At 59.1% G+C, this 21,442-nt stretch carries 19 protein-coding genes; 10 read left to right on the top strand and 9 right to left on the bottom strand.

The window, feature by feature from the left end:
- Positions 1-4 precede the first annotated feature (4 nt).
- Both D6851_RS04405 and rpe read right to left on the bottom strand, forming a co-directional pair.
- The gene (locus tag D6851_RS04405) at positions 5-1,864 is read right to left on the bottom strand and encodes a heparinase II/III family protein (RefSeq protein WP_120323673.1); all 1,860 of its coding nucleotides are present in this window, start codon (positions 1,862-1,864) and stop codon (positions 5-7) included.
- Positions 1,861-2,538, bottom strand: coding sequence for a ribulose-phosphate 3-epimerase (rpe, locus tag D6851_RS04400; RefSeq protein ID WP_120323672.1), 678 nt, complete (start codon positions 2,536-2,538; stop codon positions 1,861-1,863). Before rpe ends, D6851_RS04405 begins: the two co-directional genes overlap by 4 nt.
- Before the next feature lie 314 nt (positions 2,539-2,852).
- Here rpe and D6851_RS04395 point away from each other — a divergent pair, with 314 nt between their 5' ends.
- Positions 2,853-3,353 (top strand): DUF2141 domain-containing protein, encoded by a 501-nt coding sequence (locus D6851_RS04395; protein ID WP_120323671.1) that lies wholly within the window; start codon positions 2,853-2,855, stop codon positions 3,351-3,353.
- Positions 3,354-3,474: 121 nt separating this feature from the next.
- Here D6851_RS04395 and D6851_RS04390 read toward each other — a convergent pair whose 3' ends face one another.
- The 3 genes from D6851_RS04390 to D6851_RS04380 form a co-directional block, all read right to left on the bottom strand.
- Positions 3,475-4,434, bottom strand: a complete 960-nt coding sequence (locus D6851_RS04390) for a hypothetical protein (protein ID WP_238473936.1) — start codon at positions 4,432-4,434, stop codon at positions 3,475-3,477.
- Positions 4,431-5,459 (bottom strand): diacylglycerol/lipid kinase family protein, encoded by a 1,029-nt coding sequence (locus D6851_RS04385; RefSeq protein WP_120323670.1) that lies wholly within the window; start codon positions 5,457-5,459, stop codon positions 4,431-4,433. The genes D6851_RS04390 and D6851_RS04385 overlap by 4 nt, the downstream gene beginning before the upstream one ends.
- 97 nt (positions 5,460-5,556) lie before the next feature.
- A complete protein-coding gene (locus D6851_RS04380) occupies positions 5,557-6,912 on the bottom strand; it encodes a lipopolysaccharide biosynthesis protein (protein WP_147395431.1) in 1,356 nt (451 codons plus the stop codon).
- A gap of 117 nt (positions 6,913-7,029) precedes the next feature.
- Between D6851_RS04380 and D6851_RS17725 the strand changes: the two genes are divergently transcribed.
- Positions 7,030-7,170, top strand: coding sequence for a hypothetical protein (locus D6851_RS17725; protein WP_183029986.1), 141 nt, complete (start codon positions 7,030-7,032; stop codon positions 7,168-7,170).
- Positions 7,171-7,274: 104 nt separating this feature from the next.
- A complete protein-coding gene (locus D6851_RS04375) occupies positions 7,275-8,486 on the top strand; it encodes a M20 metallopeptidase family protein (protein WP_120323668.1) in 1,212 nt (403 codons plus the stop codon).
- On the opposite strand, the gene hglS is transcribed toward D6851_RS04375, so the two are convergent.
- Positions 8,487-9,866: a 2-oxoadipate dioxygenase/decarboxylase HglS gene (gene hglS / locus D6851_RS04370; protein ID WP_120323667.1), complete on the bottom strand. Its 1,380-nt coding sequence runs from the start codon at positions 9,864-9,866 to the stop codon at positions 8,487-8,489.
- A 276-nt stretch (positions 9,867-10,142) separates the two neighbouring features.
- Between hglS and D6851_RS04365 the strand changes: the two genes are divergently transcribed.
- Positions 10,143-11,330 carry an MFS transporter gene (locus D6851_RS04365; protein ID WP_120323666.1) on the top strand — a complete coding sequence of 396 codons (1,188 nt, stop codon included), beginning with the start codon at positions 10,143-10,145 and terminating at the stop codon, positions 11,328-11,330.
- Positions 11,331-11,357: 27 nt separating this feature from the next.
- On the opposite strand, the gene D6851_RS04360 is transcribed toward D6851_RS04365, so the two are convergent.
- Together D6851_RS04360 and D6851_RS04355 are read right to left on the bottom strand one after the other, a co-directional pair.
- On the bottom strand, positions 11,358-11,699 hold the full coding sequence (locus D6851_RS04360; protein ID WP_120323665.1) for an ArsR/SmtB family transcription factor: 342 nt from the start codon (positions 11,697-11,699) through the stop codon (positions 11,358-11,360).
- Positions 11,696-12,343, bottom strand: a complete 648-nt coding sequence (locus D6851_RS04355; protein WP_120323664.1) for a peroxiredoxin — start codon at positions 12,341-12,343, stop codon at positions 11,696-11,698. The genes D6851_RS04360 and D6851_RS04355 overlap by 4 nt, the downstream gene beginning before the upstream one ends.
- 75 nt (positions 12,344-12,418) lie before the next feature.
- Here D6851_RS04355 and D6851_RS04350 point away from each other — a divergent pair, with 75 nt between their 5' ends.
- From D6851_RS04350 to D6851_RS04330, 5 genes are read left to right on the top strand one after another with little or no spacing between them, the layout of a single operon-like run.
- Positions 12,419-13,348: an MBL fold metallo-hydrolase gene (locus D6851_RS04350; RefSeq protein ID WP_120323663.1), complete on the top strand. Its 930-nt coding sequence runs from the start codon at positions 12,419-12,421 to the stop codon at positions 13,346-13,348.
- Between the two features lie 11 nt (positions 13,349-13,359).
- Positions 13,360-13,806: a YeeE/YedE family protein gene (locus D6851_RS04345; protein WP_120323662.1), complete on the top strand. Its 447-nt coding sequence runs from the start codon at positions 13,360-13,362 to the stop codon at positions 13,804-13,806.
- The gene (locus D6851_RS04340) at positions 13,803-14,216 is read left to right on the top strand and encodes a DUF6691 family protein (RefSeq protein WP_120323661.1); all 414 of its coding nucleotides are present in this window, start codon (positions 13,803-13,805) and stop codon (positions 14,214-14,216) included. Before D6851_RS04345 ends, D6851_RS04340 begins: the two co-directional genes overlap by 4 nt.
- A 21-nt stretch (positions 14,217-14,237) precedes the next feature.
- Positions 14,238-15,800: a bifunctional protein tyrosine phosphatase family protein/NAD(P)/FAD-dependent oxidoreductase gene (locus D6851_RS04335; RefSeq protein WP_120323660.1), complete on the top strand. Its 1,563-nt coding sequence runs from the start codon at positions 14,238-14,240 to the stop codon at positions 15,798-15,800.
- 18 nt (positions 15,801-15,818) lie between these two features.
- Positions 15,819-16,601 carry a sulfite exporter TauE/SafE family protein gene (locus D6851_RS04330; RefSeq protein ID WP_120323954.1) on the top strand — a complete coding sequence of 261 codons (783 nt, stop codon included), beginning with the start codon at positions 15,819-15,821 and terminating at the stop codon, positions 16,599-16,601.
- Here the strand turns inward: D6851_RS04330 and D6851_RS04325 are convergent.
- Entirely contained in the window at positions 16,598-17,665 is a 1,068-nt protein-coding gene (locus tag D6851_RS04325; protein ID WP_120323659.1) for an FUSC family protein, read from the bottom strand. The genes D6851_RS04330 and D6851_RS04325 overlap by 4 nt on opposite strands.
- 189 nt (positions 17,666-17,854) lie before the next feature.
- On the opposite strand from D6851_RS04325, the gene D6851_RS04320 reads away from it, so the two are divergent.
- Positions 17,855-21,442 carry a hydantoinase B/oxoprolinase family protein gene (locus D6851_RS04320; protein ID WP_120323658.1) on the top strand — a complete coding sequence of 1,196 codons (3,588 nt, stop codon included), beginning with the start codon at positions 17,855-17,857 and terminating at the stop codon, positions 21,440-21,442.

Below are 21,442 nucleotides of genomic sequence, written 5' to 3'. Positions count from 1 at the left end.
AATATCATCCCATCTTTTTCAGCAGCCAGGAGAAATTTCCTCCACCGCGAGAGGCCAGCCCCTGTAGCACCAATTGCTGGATAGGGTGAGCCCTGCCGCTGCCATCGATCCACATGCTCTCCTCTATGGCAACTTCGCCAGAGCCGGAGACAAACTGCCAATAGCTTCCATCGGGCAGAGCGAAACCCACATTCTTGCGGTTTTCCGCAAGTCCCAGCTCAATAGCGGGGCCAATATGGAAACGCAGGGCGTATGGCACTTTGCCTTTTTGTCCACGCCGCCCCGAGGGAAGTAAAAGATCTTCGCCGCGTAATTCCGTTCCATCATCGCGCAGGATAAGAATACGGCGATGAATCAGCCCGAAGCGCGAAGCATAGCCATCATGGCTCGCTTCGATTCGAGTCGCAGTTCCGTTTTCGCTTTCCAGCAGGCGCCGGTCCAGCTCCACCTCGTTCACGCCCTTGCCCAGCTTGCCCTTGATAAGGACGGCGGTGGAATTGGCATCGTCGAGCACCAGCGTGGAATGCGCTGCCGTGGCGCGCAGACCCTGTTCAACGCGCACAGGCACCTGCCCGCCGGCAAAGGCTGCACCGCCACAATTAACGATCAGACGATGGGGCCCATGCGAAAATTCGAAAGCCAGTGTCGAAGCACAGCCATGGCGCGCATGTCTGGCAAGCGGCGGCGGTGCGGTGTCGAATTGCAGCACGCTGCCTTTGGTCGCCACGCGCTGATAACCCCACTGGCGCGGATTGCGTAAAGGACGGGTGCGTACGCCGCTGGCTTCGATCAGTGCGCTGAGCGCCTGCGCATCGAGCGCGCCGGAACCCTGCCAGCAGCCGAGCCCGCCATCCGAATGAACCAGCGCCAGAAGCGGGGGCACCAGCATGGTCTGCATCGCCTCCAGCGCGTCGGGCACGGGCAGGCGCATGGCGCGATAACAGGCGGAAAGATCCATCAGCAATGTCATCAGTTCCATCTGGCCGAGCGGGCTGCGCGACAGGACGCCGCCATCCTCGCCCACGAAATCGCCCAGCGCGTGAATCAGTCCCGCTTCGCCATAGAGACGGCGCGGCTTGCCATCGGGCAGCAGCAGCCCCGCCGCCGTAATCGCACACCAGCCGGTAATCTCACCGAGCAGATCGTCTGCGTGGTTCACATTGCGATCGAGCCAGCGCGCCGTGTCGGCCATCAGCGTCAGGACACGATTGCGCAGGGCCTTGTCCGATCCCGACATGATCAGCGGCGCATAGACCAGCCAGTTAAGCAGCCGGTGCCCTGCATGCTCCACTTTCCAGGGCATACCTTTGCCGATTTCGGGATTGGCATTCATCCAGTTGATGAACAAACGCTCGGCCGTCTGGCTGCACTGGTCACGCGTGCCCGACGCTGCCAGATCGCGCAGCCAGCCGAAACCGTGCATGGCCCGTTCGAAAGGCGGTGTGATCTTGGCGGTGGGCGAAAAATCGAGCTGCGCAATCGGCGCTTTCACCCCGTGGATCAGGAAATGGCCTGCGCGCAGCGCCATCCCCGCCTGCCGGTTGCCTTCCAGCGGGCTCTCCACCGTCGCCAGCAGACGCGGCCTTGCGGGCTTGCGAAACGGTGCAGCGAGAGTCGATCCGGGCACACCGAGGCGATAGGCAAAGCGCATAAAGCGCTCCGCCGGACCGATGGAAGGCGGCGCAAAATGAGTCACGGCCAGCGAGCGACCGGGCTGGATCAGCTCACCGCGTTCCCCATTCTCTTCTTCATCCTGCAGGACGAGATCTTCGTGAAGGCTGTCCAGGGGAAGGGCCATATCCTGTGCATCGCCGGCCGCGTCTCCCTCCAGCGCCAGGCGCCCGGAGATCGCGGCCTCCTTCATGCGGCGCTGCTTTCGGGCAGGCCTTTGAGAGCAGCGATATTGGCGGCATAGGCCCCGGGCCCGCCCTTGAATGTGGCCGATCCGGCGACCAGCACATCGGCCCCGGCATCGCTGCATTGCCGCGCGGTCTGTGCATTGACGCCACCATCCACTTCAAGGCGGATATCGCGCCCGGTCTTATCGATCATTTTCCGCACCGCCTCGATCTTGCGAAGCTGGCTGGAAATGAAACTCTGTCCGCCGAAACCGGGATTGACGCTCATCACCAGAACCAGATCGATCTCGTCGATCAGATAGTCGAGCATCTTGGCCGGCGTTGCGGGATTGAGCGAAATACCCGCCTGTTTGCCGAGCCCCTTGATCGCCTGCACGGTGCGATGCGTGTGCGGCCCGGCTTCGGGATGGACGGTGATGATATCGGCCCCCGCCTCGGCAAAATCTTCCAGATAGGAATCCACCGGAGAAATCATCAGATGCACATCGAACGGCTTGTCCGAATGGGGGCGCAACGCCTTCACCACAGCGGGGCCGATGGTGATATTGGGCACGAAATGCCCGTCCATCACATCGATGTGAATCCAGTCCGCCCCGGCGGCGTCGATCGCGCGCACTTCCTCCCCCAGACGGGCGAAGTCGGCAGACAGGATCGAAGGCGAAATAAGGGGGATGCTCATAATCCAGCTTTAAGCCTGTGCGAATCAGCGGACAAGCTGAATTGGCTCCATTTTCCACATGACTTTGCTTTCCGGGAAGCAAAAGAGCCGCTACGCCCGGCAGAATTGTCTTATGCCGTCAAGCTGTACGGTCATCGACACGCACAGCCAGCCTTTCCGCAAGCTAACCGCACAATTCACGGATCATTCACTGGCCATGGGCGATAAAATAGCGGAAAAACGGGGTTGAACCGCGTCCTGGAAAAGGCTGAATAGGCCAGTGGACAGGGGCACGCACAGCCACCCCGAGAAAGCAATTTCGAGGTCGATATTCAATGAAAAAAGGCATCAAATTCCGCTCCGCGCTGGCGGGTCTCACCACCGCTCTGGCGCTTTCTCTGGGCGCGACGGCATCTCCCGCTGCGGCGGCAGAAGCGCCGTCTTATTGCCAGGGCCCGAAAAGCGACACCTGGGTCCATGTGGTGGTCGAAGGCGTGCGTAACAGCAACGGGCTGATCGGCGTCACCTTGTATGACGACGATTCGAGCAAATTCCTCGCCAGCCACGGCTCGATGTATACCGAGCGGTTCAAAGCCAAAGAAGGCCGAACCAGCACCTGCATCTTCGTGCCCAAAACGGGGGTTTATGCCATCGTCGTCTATCATGACGAGAACGGCAACCGGAAGTTCGACCGCAGCGGGCTGGGTCTGCCGACCGAAGGGTTCGGTTTTACCAATAATCCCTCCACTCTGGCAGGAATTCCGACCTTCAGTTCGGTCCGGCTGAATATCGGCAAGACCAATCTCGGCACCAAGATCACGCTGCGCTATCCGTAAGCCGCCTGCGCCGTATTCGAGCGGGCCGCACAGGCGGCTTGCGAAACCGAAAAGGCCCGCAACGATGCGGGCCTTTTTGCATTTCCGGTACGAAGAGCGTTGCTCAGCCCCAACTCCGACCTCACCCGCGACTCCGGCTCCCGCTCTGCCGTCCACGCCGGCGCCAGACCGAAAACAGCACGCCGGGCGCTGCAAGAACGGGATGTTTTTCCCGCCATGGGGTGATGGTGACGGGCACCCCGGTATGCCGTTCGATCTTCCAGGCGGCATAGCGCGCCGCACCATCGAAAGTGGTTGAGGCTTTGACCAGCCGCGTGAGATTGAGCGCCTTGCCGAGCCGCTGCCGTTTACTCCACCAGCGGCGCACACGGCGTTGCTCGGCCGCCGGCACATCGATCCGATATTCTGCCCCCACGCACTGCCAGGCGATCCCCGCCCGGTCGAGTGCGAGCGGCAGCAAACCGTCGAAATGCGCCGCATTGGCATCGAGAATCGAGCGTTCCCGCCCCGGTTTCTCGACTCTGAATTCGGCCTTGTAAGTCGCGCGGAACAGCGCCGCCCAGTAATCTTCGGCACTTCCGCATTCCGGCCCGAGCACCGCCGCCAGCCGCGCGGCCGTCACCGAGGCATCGGCCACCGCCTGCGCCACATCTTGCGCTGCATCCGTATCGCGGGCGAAAGCCAGCGCACTGGGCTGCACGAAACGCGCCCAGATCGTCGTATCGATCAGCGCCCCCGCCGCCGCCTGCCGGAATTTGGCCAGCGTCATCGTAGCAATCTTGGCGCGCAATGGCGTGCCTTCAAAAATCCATTCGCGATAGCTGACCCGCGGCCAGATTCCGCTTTCGGGCGCACCGGGCAGCAGAACATAGAAATCGAGCACACCGTCCAGCGAACCGGTGCGCAGATTGGAACCGTAAAACAGCACTGCCCGCGCGCCCGTTTCGGCCGCGAGCATTCCCGCAAAGGCCCGGACAGCTTCCGGCATATCCCGCTCCAGCCCTGCCGCAATGCGGTCTTCCAGGGGGTGGTCTTCCAGGGGGCGGTCTTCCAGGGGGCGGTTTTCCGGCGGACCGCTCATGGGACGATAAAGCGCAGTTCCGGTCCCAGCCGCAAGCGGTAATGACCCGGCTCGAACGCCTCGCCATCGAGAATGAATTTACCGCCCAGCTCGAGATCGAAACTCTCTCCCTTACCGCGATGAACCCCGAGGCGCGGCAGTTTCGGCCCTTCCATTCCCATCAGCAACGCGGGCAGGCGCAGGATTACTTTACGCAGCGGGGCATCGATCACCAGATAGCGCAGCCCGCTGCTGTTCTTACCGAAAGGCTCCATCCCCAGCGGGAACCGTTCCAGCGTGGAGAAACCGGCAAAATAGCGCAGATCCGCTGCAACATGCCCGCTATGCGGCACTTCGGTGCCCTTGTCGTCATCGCGTATCCGCATCGGAGCAAGCTGACGCCAGCCGCCCTTGCCGATACCGAACAGCGCCTGCGCCAGCCCGGCCGCCGCCGTCACTCCGATAGCAAAGCTCTGAAAGGCGCCGAACCGATGCGCCATCTGCCCTGTCTCGATCGCAGCGTTGAACGCCCCCGCCCCGAACAGAAAGCCGATATGCTGAGAGCCCGTGCCATCGGCCTTTTCGAGCAGCAGAGGATGGCGCGTAATACGGTTCTGCAGCCCGCCCAGCGCAATCGCTTCGATCGCATCGGCCAGCGTGGTGCCGGCAGGAACGCCCAGATCCACTGCCAGCGCGTTGGTTTTGCCATTGGGCAGAATAATCAGATCGGGCCAGTTGTCGCCGAAACTGCGCGCACCGCGGGTCAGCACATCGCGGATCGTGCCGTCCCCGCCATCGATTGCAAGATAATCGACCTTTTCACGCGCAAAGCGGACCAGCGCGTCATCCAGCTCTCCCTGTGTTTCGGGGATGACCGTCATCACCGCCTGATCGGCCACGGTAAGCGGCCCGGCCTTCTTGTTGCGATGGCTGCGCGGATTATGGATCGCCCCGATCCGGACCGGCTGCGCCAGCCTATCCGGCGAATCGTCAACAGATCCGGAAATGGCAGCCTTGCGCGCTAGAGAAGATGGTTGAGAGCCCATCCGCGCGCTCTTAGACGTTGCCGGGCCCCGGAGGCCAGCTTTTTCACGCGCAATATAGCACCTTAATTATAGCTCATCCGCTTACCCGATTATAGTGCTAATCTTTCGGCACCACAGCTATATCGGATTTCCGGCCTTCCCCTGAGCGCACCATCAGCCCGATAATCAGCCCCAGCAGCAAGGCCTGGGTCAGCGCATTGGCAAAAACCGCCATGGCCACACCGTCGGGGCCCATCACCGGCTCCAGCAGCCACGCCCCGCCGATCAGCACGCCGGTGCCGATCATCCGCGCGATCAGCGACCACTGGGCACGATGCGCCGCCATGATGCTCGGCTCGAACCCGACCACCACCAGGTCGACACAGCCTGCCGCCGCCAGCCAGAGCAGGCTGATATAGGCCCGGCCGAATTCCGGCCCGCCGACCATTTCGAGAATGTCTTCACCGAAAAATATCGCAAAGGCGAAAACCACAATCCCCACGACCAGCGCAAAACGCATGGTCCGCAAGGTCAGCCCGGCAATCCCGCCGACTCCCAGATGACGCACGGCACGAACGATTTCGGGGAAAGCGGCGCGCGCTACCAGTTGCGATACCAGAGTCAGCGAGCGGGTTAGCTGTGCGGCCAGCCGAAAGGCCCCGGCAGCGGCAGTGCCGGTCAGCCCGCCGACCAGAAACAGCGGCAATTGTCTGACCGTCATGCTCAGCGACTGGCTGAAATTGGTGGTCAGTGCGAAACGGACAATATCGGGATTGTCCTCAAGAACCTTCCTCTGATCGCGCCATTTTCCGAGAATCAGCGGCATATCGCCGATCTTGTAAACCCCGTACCAATGCGCTGCTGCGGTCATCAGTTCGGCCACTGCCCAGGCGACCAGAAAGCCCTGCAGCGTGGGATGAGTAAACCAGCAGGCCAGTGCACCGAGCAGACGGAAAGTCGGCTGCGTGCTCTCCGCCGCCGCCGCCAGCGAAAAGCGATCACGCAACCGCATAATGCCGAGCGGTGTCGACCGCAGGGACAGCAGCATGATGATGTTGAAAATCAGCGTGGCTCTGGCGAGGGTGGGCTTCACATTGAGCGGTTCGGCCAGAAAATGCAGGATCACGGCGGCAGCGCAGATCCCCCCGATCGCGCTCACTACATCGAGCATCAGCGCCCCGCGATAAAGGCGGGAGAGTTTCACATCGTCCCGCTCCTCAATATGCGTCACGCCATATTGCACGATCACTTGCCAGGTCTGGAAAGCCAGCAAATTGGCCAGCAATTGCGCAGCCCCGGTGATAATAGCGAATTTACCGAAGCCCGATACGCCAAGCTCGCGCGTGACGATGGCCAGATAGACCAGCGAAAAGACCGCCGCGACGCTGCGCCCCGCCACCATCCAGCCAAAATTCTGCATAACGGCCTGAGCGGCCTGCGGGGCACTCCGCAATTTTGCAAGTAGCGAGGTCAAACCTGATGTCTTTCCTGTCCTGACGCAACATATCGCGAATGCGTTCCCCCTTCGGCTCGAAGCACAAGCGGGGCCGGTTGGTCAATCGGCCAATCGCGGCTCCAAGGTGAGCCTGCTGTGAATGAAATCAATGAAGCTTTGCTATTCAACGCCTTGCTGCACCTTCCCGGTCGTGAGGAGAAGACTCCTTTGCTGCCTTATGGCACCGTTGACAGCACGGGGCGAGAGGCAGGGCGCGCGAAACGATCCGAAACCTGAGTACACGGCTCTACCGGCCCGGCTTTGCAAGCATGGCTCGACAGGTGTGGCTCGACATATAGCGGCCACCATGCCTATCATCCGGGCAAATCCGGGAGTGTGCCATGCTGCATGAAACGCTGCTCGCCGATGCGCGGGCTTTGTCTGATACGATCATTAGCCTGCGCCGGGCGATACATGCCGAGCCGGAACTGGGCCTCGACACACCCGCTACGCTGAGCAAAGCGCGCGAGGCACTGGCCGATCTGCCGCTGGAATGGCGCGAGGCGACCTCCTGCACCGGCGCCATCGCCACGCTGAAGGGCACGAAAACCACGCGCAGCGGTGCCCCCCTGCGGGTTCTGCTGCGTGGCGATATGGACGCACTGCCGATGGAAGAAGCCACCGGCCTGCCTTTCGCCTCCCGCCTGCCCGGCCGGATGCATGCCTGCGGACACGATACGCATACTGCCATGCTGGCCGGTGCCGCGCGGCTGCTTTGTGCGAAAAGGGCCGATTTTGCCGGGGAAGTACAATTCATGTTCCAGCCGGGCGAAGAAGGTTTTCACGGTGCACGCCATATGATTGCGGACGGGCTGCTCGATCCGGCGCCCGATGCCGCCTTTGCGCTGCATATCATGCCCAATTCGCGCCATGGCGTGCTCGCCAGCCGCCCCGGCGCACTGATGGCCGCAGCCGATCAGCTCGAAATCACCGTCAAAGGCAATGGCGGCCATGCTTCCATGCCGCATCATGCAGTGGACCCGGTGCCGGTCGCCGCCGAGATCATCACCGCTTTGCAGGCGCTCGTCACCCGCCGCTTCAATGCTGCCGATGCGGTGGTCGTCACCATTACCCAGCTCGAAGCAGGCTCCGCGCATAATGTGATTGCCGACGATGCCATGCTGAAAGGGACGATGCGGACATTGTCGAGCGAAAACCGCACCGCCCTGCATCAAGCGGTCGCGCGTCTTGCGGAAAATATCGCCGCCGCCCACGGGCTGCATGCCGAAGTGAAGATTATCGAGGGTTTTCCGGTGACGCTCAACGATCCGCGCGCTGTGACGCTCGGCGCTGCGGTGGCGCAGGCCGCGGCGGGCGGCGCCTTCGAACGGCTTGCCAGCCCGATCATGGGCGCGGAGGATTTCTCCTATGTCCTCGAACAGGTGCCCGGTGCGATGTTTTTCCTCGGCGTGGCGGAGGAAGGCGCCGACTGGCAGCATTGCTGCGGCATTCATTCCAGCCGCATGATGGTGGATGAAACAGCTCTGCCTGTCGGCACCGCTTTTCTGGCCGGTTGCGCGCTGCGCTTTCTGGCCGAGGGCTGGCCGGCATGATTACCTCTCTTCACCGGTGAGCAGACGCCTGGCCTGCGCCAGCGAATCGTCCTGCGCCTGCTGATACAAGGCGAAGGGATCGTATACCGAAGTGCCCAGTGCAGCCTCGAACCGATCCTGCGACGACTGCGCATCGTAATGGCGCTGTTCAGCCCCGCCGAGATTGGATTGAAAGATCCCCGCAGCGCTGACCGGCAAAAAGTCCTCATAAAGGATCGGCTTCGCCCGGATCAGCCCCTCATCGAGCCAGTTCTGGCTCTGTTCGGAGCCTGTCTGGCCCTGTTCGGTGCTTTTCAGGCCCTTCTCAGTAAGCACATATCGGAAGTAAGCGAGGCCTTCCCGGCGCAAGGTTGCGGCATCATCGGGAAAGGTTGCAAAGGCTTGTGCCAGCCGCTCCTCATAATCCTCCGCAGCCGCTCCGGACACTCCGCGCGCTTCTGCAAGGCATTGATCGTAAAGCCTTCTTCCTTTCGGCGTCAGGGCCACACCACGCTGTTCGATTTCCCCGAAACGCGCCGTATGCACGCCTTTTTCACCCGCTGCCTCGCCCAGAAAGCGGACCGGCTCTTCCAGAGCGGTGAAACTGGTCTGACGCAGCAAAATCGGCACCGCACGCCGGGGCGGCCCCTCGATCACGCTCTTGGCCCTGATACCCCGCTGTTTCATCTCCTGTTGCGCTGCGTCTATATCGAGCACACTCGGAGTTAAGTGATTGATATGTGGCCCTTTAAAACTCACCACATCGGCAATCAGGCGATGGGCATCGTGCAACTGGCGATAGGTTTCCCGATCGACGATCGCTTCAGGATGCCAACGAAAAATATCGAGCACTTCACGCAGAAATTCCGTCTGCAAATCAACCGGAACGCCACCATTTTTCTCTGATATTTCAATTATTTCCATAACCCTGTCGGACATAATCCGCCGTCCGGCAAGGATACGCCCGGCGGTTTCCCGCAAGGCTTCATCCTCGATCAGCTCCAGCCGCAGCAAAGATGTAAATATCCGAAAGGGGCTGGCATTCAATGCTGCCGGCTCCACCGGGCGGAACGCCGTCGAATGCACCGGCACTCCCGCCACAGAAAGATCATAATAACCAACGGGATACATGCCCATCAGAGCAAAAATCCGGCGCAGGGCAGACAATTCCTCCGCTCGCCCCACCCGGATAGCACCATGCCGCTCGACATCGAGCCGCGCCATCTCGCCACTGCATTCCAATTCCGCCCTAATATACTGATTATCTACAAGAAATTTGGAGTTTATAGCCGCAACCAGATCGATCAAATCGCCATAAAGCGGCACTTCCCGGCGATACATCTCCGACATGGCATCGGAAAAAGCCGCGCGAAGATCACTGGCAGGTACATATTCGGACATTGCGGCTCTCCTGATTCCATCCACCTACGGGCCTATAGCGGAATTTGCAGTGCCATGACCAAGAGCAGCGCAATGATAACGGCGCAAATTCAGGTGATAGATTGAATTTATCCGCTGTTTCAGGCTTTGCTCCCCTTGCGACAATTTTAACGATCGTTATCGTTGTCGGTATGAGGGAGAGGAAAATGAGCAGAAAACAATCTGCCAGAACAGATCAGCACCGCAAACGCGATGTGGGAACACGCGGGCAAACTCTGGCGATAAGGCTGTAATATCATGGACAAGCGCTTGCCGCCGCTGCTCGTCGCGGTCTTTATCAATATTGCCGGCTTCAGCTTGATTTTGCCGCTTCTGCCCTTTTACGGGCAGGTCTTTGACGCCGGGCCTTTCGGAATTGCACTGCTTTTTGCCGCTTATTCTTTCGGTAACGTCTTCGGAGAAATCCATTGGGGCCGTCAGTCCGACATATGGGGGCGGCGCAAGGTGCTGGCTCTGACCACATGCGTTGCCGGGCTCAGCTATTTCGCTTTTGCCTTCGCCCCAACCCTTTGGGCAGCCATCCTCATTCGCGTGGTGAGCGGATTTTTTTCCGGTACGATGAGCGTTGCCCAGGGCTTCATCGCTGATGTCTCGACACCAGAAAAACGCGCTAAAACAATGGGTTTGTTCGGAGCTGCCTTCAGTATGGGTTTCGCCTTCGGCCCGGTTATCGGGGGCCTGTTCGCGGGCGAAGAAGTGGCGGCGGCCAGTTTCCGCTTACCGATTTTTATCGCCGGGGGTTTCTCGCTGATTGCCTCCCTATGGTGTCTGACAGTGCTGCGCGATGCGATTCCACCTAAGGGAAAAGGAGCTCCGTTACCGCGATATAGCGATGCGTTCCGCTTTGTCGGATCGCAGCCGGTTCTGCTTCGCCTTTTCATTATCGGATTTTTCGGAATCGCCGCTTTCGCCTCGATGGAGGCGATTTACGGTCTGTGGAGCGAAGAGAATTTCGGCTGGACAGCGCATGATCTGGGCTGGGCATTTCTGGCCATCGGCAGCGGTGGCTTTATCGCGCAGGTATTCCTGATCGGCCCGCTTGTTGCGCGTTTTGGAGAAGCTCGTGTCATTGCCATGGGGCTTGCCCTGCTTTCCCTGTCCATGCTGTTGCAGCCGGTTATCCGCCTGCCGATCTCCGGCGTATTACTGATGGGGCTGCTCATGGCAGGGCATAGTCTGGCCTTTCCGACAGCAGGCGCCCTGATTTCCCGCAATACGCCACCTGAGCGACAAGGCAGCACAATGGGATTGCTTATGGCGACCAACGCTTTCAGCCGGATTGTCGCCCCGCCGCTTTTCGGCATGATTTATGGTTCGATAGCGCATGATGCGCCATGGTATATTGGCGCTGCCATGATTGCGCTGGTTATCATTCTGGCGCTGCAACTGGTCAAGCACACCCGCCCGGCCCGCATAGTTAATTAAAAGGTGAAGATCGGCCTTGCCCGATCTTCATCCCATACGGGCAAAGGTCGCGACACCCGTCGTAAAACGGCGCTTCACGGCGGGAGGGATATTGGCGTCATCCACCGGCCCGAATTGTGCCAATATCGCGGCAAGATCGACAAAAAGCTCGGTATTGAGCGAATAATAGACCAGCTTCGCATCGCGCCGTGTGGTCACCAGACGGGAGTTCCGCAATACGGCAAGCTGCTGCGACAGGCCAGGTTGCGCTATGCCCGTCGCTTCTTCGATCTCGCCAACATTGCGCTCCTTCCCGATGAGCGATTGCAAAACGGCAAACCGCGTCGGATGGGCCAACGCCTTAAAACTGTCGATCGGAGCACCGCTCATCGGGAAGTGCCGCCCATATCTTCAGTAAGAAACCAGGCTGCCGGATCTTCACTGGCAAATACGGCATCGAGTGAAGGTTGTGGCTGGCGCAAAAGCGCTTCACCCGGATGCCAGCCTTCCGGCACCAGCGCATCGCGCGCATCACTTGCCTGCAGAGCTGCCACCATGCGCAGCATTTCCTCGACCGATCGGCCAATTGTGGCAGGATAACATGTCATGGCCCTGATAATCCCGTCAGGATCGATAAAAAACGTAGTCCGCACAGCAGAACTATCCTGTGATTCTGCCCCAACCATGCCATAAGCCCGGCCGATCACCAGTGTCGGATCCTCAATAATCGGGAAGCGGATCTCGACCCCGAAACGGTCCCGAATGGCCCGCAGCCATGCCAGATGGGCAAACAGGCTATCGACCGAAAGCCCCATCAATGAACAATCCATTTCCGCAAAACGCGGAACTGCTTTGGCGAGAGCGACAAATTCGGTGGTACAAACCGGTGTGAAATCTGCCGGATGCGAAAACAGTACCAGCCATCCTCCGCGATAATCGGCAAGGTTTACTTCACCCAGCGTACTGCGGGCCGTGAAATTAGGAGCAGTATCGCCAATACGCAGACCCGCACAGGGCGCAGTGTTCATGTTCATAAGACATCCATACCTGCTTGACTCAGCAACATCAATACATATACATAATTTCATTAATTGATTGGAGAGTGTCTGATGAGAAGCGATTCCGCCGTCGAACAGGCCAGCGCCCGTATCATCGCAGCAGCAAATGACAGAGCAAAACGGCCGACCATTGCCGGATTCTTCGATGAATCGACTTTTACCGTCAGCTATGTTGTCCATGATGCTGCGACAAACGAAGCCGCCATCATCGATTCCGTGCTCGACTATGAAGCGGCTTCAGGACGCACCTCCTATGGGTCCGCCAATCGAATTATAGAATATATCAATTCGAAAAATCTTAAAGTAATCTGGCTAATCGAAACCCATGCCCACGCGGATCATCTGTCTGCAGCACCTTATCTGCAGCAAAAACTGGGCGGGAAACTGGCTATCGGCAAGGATATCATCCGTGTGCAGGATGTTTTCGGCAAAATGTTCAATGCCGGAAGCGAGTTCGAGCGTGACGGGTCGCAATTCGATCATCTTTTCGAAGATGGCGAAACCTTCAAGATTGGCGAACTGGAGGGACTGGCGATACATGTGCCCGGCCATACGCCCGCCGATATGGCATATATTATCGGCGATGCTGCCTTTGTCGGGGATACGATATTCATGCCCGATTTCGGTACGGCCCGAGCGGATTTCCCCGGCGGCGACCCCCGTCAGCTTTACCGTTCCATCCGCCGCCTGCTCTCCCTGCCGCGCGAAACCCGGCTATTCCTGTGCCACGACTATAAGGCTCCGGGACGCGACGAATATGCCTGGGAAACCACGGTCGGCGAGGAACGTGATCACAATATTCACGTCAAAGACGGCACAACCGAAGATGCTTTCGTCGAAATGCGCAGATCCCGCGACAAGACTTTGTCCATGCCCAATCTGATCCTGCCTTCCGTGCAGGTAAATATGCGCGCAGGTCGTCTGCCCGACCCGGAGGATAATGGCGTTTCCTATATCAAGATTCCGGTCAACGCAGTTTGAGGAACAGCATTATGCTCCCAGGATTTCCCCATGCACAGCCCATTGAGGGCTTTCTCGGCGGTTTGCTAATTGGCCTTGCCGCCGCCATTATGCTGCTCGGCCTGGGCCGCATTGCCGGAATCAGCGGCCTGTTCGCTCGCGCGGCGGGCATCGGCGGCAGCGGCGCAAAGCAATCCATCGCTATTCTGTTTATTCTTGGCCTTATTGCCGGTGCCGCGCTCTTTTCTTTCACAATGGGCCCGATCGAAGCCAATTTCCCGCCCGACATGCTGTGGCTAATCCCGGCAGGACTGCTGGTCGGTTTCGGCACACGCCTGGGGAGCGGCTGCACAAGCGGCCACGGCGTTTGCGGCATGTCACGCCTGTCACGCCGTTCCATCGTCGCTACGCTGACCTTCATGATTACCGGCTTTGCAACAGTGGCCATCGTCAACGCCTTAGGGGGAAGCTGGTCATGATCCGCGCTATAACCGGTCTTTTATCAGGCATCGTGTTCGGCTTCGGCCTCGCTCTTTCGGGTATGATGAACCCGGCACGAGTACGCGGTTTTCTCGATCTGTTCGGCCAGTGGGATCCCACCCTCGCTTTCGTGATGGGCGGCGCGATACTGGCCATGGCGTTGGCCTGGCTCTTTCAGGCACAGACCGACAAACCGGCCTGCGCGTCCCAATATCACTTGCCCGACACGAAACATATCGATGGAAGACTGATCGGCGGAGCCGCTCTGTTCGGTATTGGCTGGGGGCTTGGCGGCCTCTGCCCGGGTCCGGGCATCGCTTCGCTTGCAACGCAATTCGTCCCGGCACTTATTTTCGTCGCATCCATGCTGCTCGGCATGACATTTTTTCGCCTCTGGAACCGGGGCTGAACCGACAGGACATCCTTACATATGAAAATCGAGAAGATTTCCCCCCACCTCTCGGTTACCGGACAGATCCAGATAGAGGACATTGCCGAGATTCATTATGCCGGCTTCAAGTCGATTATCTGCAACCGGCCGGATGGTGAAACTCCCGGTCAGCCCAGAGCTGCTACGCTGGAGGAAATCGCCGGTGCACACGGTCTGGCCATGCGATACATTCCAATCGGCGGCTCTATCACGGCGGAACGACAAGCTTCCGATTTCGCGCAGGCTATGGCTGAACTACCTCGTCCGGTTCTCGCTTTTTGCCGCACGGGAAACCGCTCACGAACCGTTGCCGAACTGGCACAAAAACAGCCCAGAACAGATAACTCCCGGCATCATCATGATATTCTGATCCTCGGTGGCGGATCGGCAGGTATCGCTACGGCAGCCTCCATGCTGCGACGGCGCAAGCGGGCCGATATTGCCATCGTCGAACCCAGCGATGCTCATTATTACCAACCCGGCTGGACGATGATTGGCGGTGGCGTTTTCCAGCCACGGGATACCGTGCGCCCCATGGCAGCCGTCATGCCCAAGGGTGTTAGCTGGATTCAAAACGCGGTCAGCACCTTCGATCCGGACAATAATCTCGTCACCTTAAATGACGGAACGCACTTGTCTTATAATATTCTGGTCCTTGCTCTGGGCAACCGACTGGCTTGGGATCAGATTGATGGACTGGAGGATACGCTCGGTAAAAACGGAGTCACTTCCAATTACCGGTTCGATCTGGCTCCTTACACGTGGGAGCTGGTGAAAAATACGCGTAAAGGACGCGCCCTTTTTACCCAACCGCCGATGCCGATCAAATGTGCCGGTGCACCGCAAAAGGCGATGTATCTTTCCTGCAGCGAATGGAAAAAACAGGGCTGCCTGAACGATATGGAGGTGGAGTTCCACAATGCCGGAGGCGTGCTTTTCGGCGTGGCAGACTACGTGCCGGCCCTTATGGAAACAGTCGAAAACTATGGCATCGATTTGAACTTCGGTTCGACACTGGTGGCTGTAGACGGGACTGCCCGCACCGCCATATTCGAAACCGCTGAGGGTCAGGTGAGTCGGCCATTCGACATGCTGCATGTTTGCCCACCACAACAAAGCAACGCCACTCTCGCCAATAGTGTGCTGGCCGATTCCTCAGGATATGCCGATGTCAACGACGCGACGCTTCAGCACACACGCTATTCGAATATCTTTGCAATCGGTGACTGTATCAACTGCTCCAACGCCAAGACTGCCGCCGCAGCCCGCAAACAAGCGCCGGTGGTTGCAGTTAATGTGCTCGCCGCGCTTGACGGTCAGGGCCCTAAAGCAGCTTATGACGGTTATGGCAGTTGCCCTCTTACGGTAGAGCACGGCAAAATCGTTCTGGCAGAATTTTGTTATGGCGGTCGTGTCGCACCGACCCTGCCTACCTGGCTTATACAGGGCAAACGCCCCTCTCGTCTTGCCTGGAAGCTTAAAGCCGATGCACTGCCTCCGATTTACTGGCACGGCATGCTGAAAGGCCGTGAATGGCTCGTCGCTCCCACACCTCTACAATAAAAAAGGAGCAGACCGGTGATCGATACGCTCCACCTCTTTCTCGGCGGCTTCTCCGGTGCGCTGGTCGGCTTCACACTAGGCCTTGTCGGTGGCGGCGGCTCTATCCTCGCCGTACCGCTGATGGTTTATCTGGTCGGCGTTCGCAGCCCGCATATGGCTATCGGCACCAGCGCACTGGCCGTCGCGGCCAACGCCGCTGCAGGACTTGTGCATCACGCGCGTGAACATACTGTAAAATGGCGTTGCGGCGGCATTTATGCTGCGGCCGGTATTTTCGGTGCCTTTCTCGGATCCACGGCAGGCAAAAATTTTGACGGGCAGAAGCTGCTTTTCCTGTTTGCTCTGGTAATGATCGGGGTAGGCGGCCTAATGCTTCGCGGACGGCGTAATCAGGGTATACCCGGTGCCCAATGCAATCGTGAAAATGCGCCCAAAGTGGTGAGCTTCGGCCTGGGGTCCGGCATTTTTTCCGGTTTTTTCGGCATTGGCGGCGGTTTTCTTATCGTGCCCGGACTGGTCGCTTCGACATCCATGCCCATGATCAATGCGGTGGGCACCAGCCTTGTTGCCGTTACGGCTTTCGGCCTCACCACTGCGCTCAATTACGCTTTTTCCGGTATGGTCGATTGGGGGCTGGCGCTGGTCTTTATCCTTGGTGGTACTGTGGGCAGTTTCGGTGGAACATGGCTGGCTAAGCGGCTTTCAGCATCCGGAACGCTCACCACTATCTTTGCCGGTCTGATTTTCGCGGTTGCTGCCTATATGCTATGGCAAAGCGGCTCTTCGCTGTTCACGGCTTAACGTTGTAGGGCGGACCGTTCATTGATACGGTCGGACAGATCAAAGAAATCTTGATTGAGCCGCCGCAAGGCAAAAGCCAGCCCAAATATCCGCCCGATTTCCTCGAAATCGAGATTGCTGGCCTCTTTGGAAACCCGAAAATGTTTGAATGCCATTTCGAAGTCGGCAAGACATCCCCGCGCATCGTCACGTTCTATGACGTCTTTCGTTTTCAGAGCCTCACCGCATATTTGCGCTAATCGTCCTTCGGCATGGATCAGCGCCGTCACTGAAGTGCCCAATGCCTGCAATACCGGCTCCGAAAAAGGTTTGTCGGTCAGACGGCTGACATGGGTGATATCGTTGCGGATACGCCACAAGGTACGTACAATCGCGTCGGAAACGCCCGGCCGCCCCAAACGGGCTGTCTGTTCCTGAATGACATCGGGCAGCATCTCTTCCGCACTGGTCAGTGCGGTGCGCAGCGCGATATTGGTTTCCGTGGCGATATACCCTTCACCCTTCTCCAGCGCATCTGCCTGATGGTCGAGCAAGTCGGTAATGCTGTTCAACACATCGACCAGCTTGTTGACCATGACAGTGCTCGCCTGAACCGGCAGTACAAGCCGGCTGGCTGTCACGCCAATTACGCCGCCCATCGCGATTTCCAGAATACGCAGATAGACGAAGGTGAAAACCGGAATGTCAGGTGCCCGTGTCAGCATTACCACTGCGGCGGTCAGTCCCGCCACACGCAAGCGCGGATTAAGCGATGCAGCCACGCTGGTAATGCCTGCCACCACCACAAGCGAGATCCCGGTATACAGCGCTCCCGCCGGAGCGATCAATACTGCAATTCCTCCCATGACAGCGCCCGCTACGGTCGCAATCAGCCGGTCTGTTGCCGCACGCACAGTCGCTCCGACAGAGCCCTGCATCACGAGAAGCACCGTGAAAACCGCCCAGAACCCTTGCTGGAAACCAGCGATCTGAGTGATGGCATAGGTCACCGCACAGGCAATCATCACGCGCAGCGCCTTGAACGAGGCAGACCGGTGCCGGTTGAATATTTGCGCGCCCTTCATGATGTTCTGTCCGTCTTGCCTGTTAGCCTGTAAAGTGGTTGATCGTGCAAAACGATCCGGACGGGCGATCTTTGCAGGCACACAAGAAAAGTCCAGTCACGGGGGAATATTCTCCACCGGCATTGCGCCCTTCAAAGACAGGCCCATCTGGAAGGTAAGACAACCAAGAGCGGAGGAAGCGGACATAGCATGGCAGGTCAGTGGCAATTCTGGATCGATCGTGGCGGCACCTTTACCGATGTGGTCGCCCGGGACCCGGATGGAGCACTGCACACCACTAAAGTTCTGAGTGAAAATCCGGAACGTTACGCCGACGCTGCCACTGCCGGGATCCGCACAATTCTCGGCATCGATCTCGATGCTGCTCTTCCTGATAACGCAATTGAACAAGTCAAGATGGGCACCACCGTCGCCACCAATGCGCTACTGGAACGCAAAGGAGAACGCACGCTGCTTATCGTCAATCGGGGTTTCGGCGATCTGCTCAGGATTGGCCATCAGGCCCGACCTCGCCTGTTCGATCTCGACATTACCCTGTCCGATCCACTTTACGATGATGTTGAAGAAATATCCGGTCGCGTAGGGGCCGATGGCACGCTGATCGAAACACTCGATGAAACGGCTGTCCGCACCATGCTGAAAAAGCGCAAGGCAGAGGGGTTTTCCTGCTGCGCTATCGCTCTCATCCATGCCTGGAAATATCCGGATATGGAGCGGCGCATTGCTGAAATCGCACACGATACCGGCTTCACACAGACCTCACCCAGCCACGATGTCAGCGCATTGATGGGGCTGGTTTCACGCGGGCGGACGACAGTTGTGGATGCTTATCTTTCCCCCGTTCTGCGTGAATATGTAAGCCGGGTGACCGGTGAACTGGGCGATACACCGCTCTATTTCATGCGATCCGATGGGGGGCTTTCCGCGGCCGAAGATTTTGCCGGAAAAGACGCGATTCTTTCCGGTCCGGCAGGGGGCGTGGTCGGTGCCGCACGAACAGCCGAGGCAGCCGGGGAAGACAAGGTGATTGCCTTCGATATGGGCGGAACCTCTACCGATATCGCGCTTTACGCCGGATCTTTCGAGCGAGCTTACGACGCGGAAATAGCCGGTGTTGAAATGCGAGTACCGATGATGGCGATCGACACGATTGCTGCGGGCGGCGGATCAATTCTGCAATATGACGGGGCGCGATTCCGCGTGGGGCCGGAAAGTGCCGGGGCCGATCCGGGACCTGCCGCCTATCGCCGGGGCGGACCTTTGACGGTGACCGATGCGAATGTGATGTGCGGGAAGATTTCACCCGATCATTTTCCCAAAATTTTCGGACCGAATGGCAATCAACCACTTGATACTAAAGCAACAAAAGAGAAATTCACTGCCCTTGCAGAGGAGATCGGCGATGGCCGGACAGCGCAGCAGGTGGCCGAGGGCTTTCTGCGCATTGCTGCCGCTAATATGGCCGCGGCGATCAAACGTGTGACTTTAGAACGCGGGCAGGATGTCACTGAATTTACACTACAATGTTTCGGTGGAGCGGGCGCGCAACATGCCTGCATCGTCGCCGACGAGCTGGGTATGGAGCGGGTTCTGATCCATCCCTTTGCCGGAGTGCTTTCGGCCTATGGAATGGGGCTGGCGGATCAGACTGCGACCCGGCAGGCGACTTTGGAAGTGTCACTGACCGAAGAGCATCTCGCCACGATCAGCGATACACTTAACTCTCTGGAAGAAGAGGTTTTTTCCGAGCTTGGCAGTGCCAAGGGCCTGCGCAGCGTCAAAACCGCAAGGCTGCGATATCGCGGGACTGACACGAGCCTGAACGTAACTGTACAGGGCCATAAAGCGATGGAAGAGGCGTTCAACGCGGCACATAAGGCGCGTTTCGGTTTTATCGACCCGGACCGCCCGATCATTGTCGGCGATGTGATCGTGGAAGCGGTTCTGCCCGGCGCGACATCCGATCCGGTGGCCGGACATGGCAATCCGGTCGAACAAAGCGACGAGGAGCTGGCCGATCTCACCATCTGGACGGCCGGTGCTTCACATAAAGTTCCGGTGCATGATCGCGGGCGGCTCCGGCCAGGTGAAACCATCGCCGGACCGGCCTTGCTGCGCGAGGCGATTTCCACCACCATGGTCGAACCGGGCTGGAGTGCCGAAGTCCTTTCGGGCGGCGAATTGCTGCTGACCCGCACCACCCCGCTGGAAAAACCGCAGATCGAGGCGGGCAAACCCGATCCGGTCATGCTCGAACTGTTCAACAATCTTTTCATGGGCGTGGCCGAGCAGATGGGCGCGGTGCTGCGCAACACTTCGACCAGCGTGAACATTAAGGAGCGGCTCGACTTTTCCTGTGCGCTGTTCGACGCTTCGGGTGCGCTGATCGCCAATGCGCCGCATGTGCCGGTGCATCTGGGGGCAATGGGCGAAAGCGTACGCGCCGTGCTGAAAGCGCATGGCGACCGGCTCAAACCCGGTGACGCGGTAGTCCTCAACAATCCCTATAATGGCGGGACCCATCTGCCCGATGTCACCGTCGTCACCCCGGTTTTTGACGAGGCAGGGCAAACGATCCGTTTCTTCGTCGCCAATCGCGGCCATCATGCCGATATTGGTGGAATCACGCCCGGTTCGACCCCGCCCGAATCGCATAGTCTCGAAGAAGAGGGCGTGCTGATCGACAATTTCCTGCTTGTCGATGGCGGCACCTTCCGTGCCGAGGCGTTTCGCAACCTGCTCACCTCCGCGGCTTATCCCGCGCGCGATCCCGAAAGCAATATCAACGATATCAAGGCTCAGCTCGCAGCCAATTCGGCCGGCTTGCGCGAGCTGGAGCTGGTGGTTGAGCGCTATGGCTGGGAAGTGGTCAGTGCCTATATGGGCTTCATCATGGACAATGCGGAGGAAAGCATCCGCCGGGTGATCGACCGGGTGCAGGATGGCGCATTCGACTATACTATGGATGACGGATCGGCACTGTGCGTTTCCGTCAGCATCGACCGCGAGAAACGCGAAGCGCTGGTCGATTTCACCGGCACAAGCGCACAGCGCGACGGCAATATGAATGCACCGCCCGCCGTCACCCGTGCCGTGGTCCTCTATGCTTTCCGCTGTCTGGTGGGTGAGGATCTGCCGCTCAATGAAGGCTGTCTCAAACCACTCGCCATCAAGGCGCCCGAAGGTTGCTTTCTGGCCCCCGGGGAAGGCGCCGCGGTGGTAGCGGGCAATACCGAAGTCAGCCAGGCGGTGTGCAATGCCCTGCTCGGCGCTCTGGGCGCTTCTGCGTCTTCGCAAGGCACGATGAACAACTTTCTCTTCGGCAATGCCAGATACCAGTATTACGAAACGATCTGCGGCGGAGCCGGCGCCGGACCGGGCTTCGACGGAGCGAGCGCAATCCATACCCATATGACCAATACGCGGATCACCGATCCCGAAGTGCTGGAAGTGCGCTATCCGGTCCGGCTCGACCACTTCGCCATTCGCGCCCATTCGGGCGGCGCAGGCCGGTGGCACGGGGGAGACGGCGTCTCACGTGCCATTCGTGCGCTCGAACCGATGACTGCGACCATCGTCAGTTCGCGCCGCAAGGTTGCGCCTTTCGGGCTCGATGGCGGGGAGGATGGTGCACCGGGCCACCAGTTCGTGCAGCATCCCGATGGCACAACCACGCCGCTCGCCGGCCATGCCGAAACCGAACTGGCGCGCGACGATGTGGTGGTGATCGAAACACCCGGCGGCGGCGGGTTCGGCCCGCCGGAACCGGACCGGTAA

Origin of the sequence: Altericroceibacterium spongiae (assembly GCF_003610805.1) — a bacterium.
Lineage (GTDB): Bacteria > Pseudomonadota > Alphaproteobacteria > Sphingomonadales > Sphingomonadaceae > Altericroceibacterium > Altericroceibacterium spongiae.
This window is presented reverse-complemented; position numbering and strand designations above follow the sequence as displayed.